This is a genomic window from Imperialibacter sp. (genome assembly GCF_040222815.1).
Lineage (GTDB): Bacteria > Bacteroidota > Bacteroidia > Cytophagales > Cyclobacteriaceae > Imperialibacter.
In genome coordinates, this window is the sequence record NZ_JAVKCH010000032.1 from 1 (window position 1) to 663 (window position 663).

At 49.9% G+C, this 663-nt stretch carries 2 tRNA genes; both read right to left on the reverse strand.

From position 1 onward, the window contains the following. Positions 1–443 precede the first annotated feature (443 nt). Positions 444–519 (reverse strand) — tRNA-Ala (locus RIF36_RS17165). Between the two features lie 4 nt (positions 520–523). Further along, a tRNA-Ile gene (locus RIF36_RS17170) sits at positions 524–600 on the reverse strand. Positions 601–663: the final 63 nt, after the last annotated feature.

Genomic DNA, 663 nt, shown 5'->3' on the forward strand with positions numbered 1-663 from the left:
CGCCTCTTAACGCCAAGGCATCCACCAGATGCCCTTATTATGCTTGAGAGATCCCTCAGCTAACTGTTCTGCGGCTTGCGCAGGGGTAAAACCCTGCAAAACCACATACAACTAGTTCGCGATCACGTTCTTTCGTTGCGAAAAAATCACAACGGAAAGATCCGTTCTCTTCATATTCCCTATTCACAATGTCAAACATCTCTCATCCAGTCTCACGACTGAATATCTCAGTATCTTCCAAACCTCTGTATTGCTTTCCTGAATGTCTCCGACATTCAGGGCGCGCCGCCCGTCTTCTCATTTAAGAGATCCAACCCGGCGCGCAGTGTTTACAACGACTGCACTGCCTTATGGCAACATCGACACACTCGATAACCTTACTACGTCGCCCCACCCCAGACTGCGCTCCTATGACTAAGTCATTGTGCGCTTCCACCAGAAAATGGTGGAGGTGAACGGGATCGAACCGATGACCTCCTGCTTGCAAAGCAGGCGCTCTCCCAACTGAGCTACACCCCCATGATGGTGGGCCTGAGAAGAGTTGAACTTCTGACCTCACCCTTATCAGGGGTGCGCTCTAACCAACTGAGCTACAGGCCCGTAGTAGGTTTTTCGCTTTGCTAGTTCTGAATGCATATGCATTCAGTTAAATCGCCGTAATTC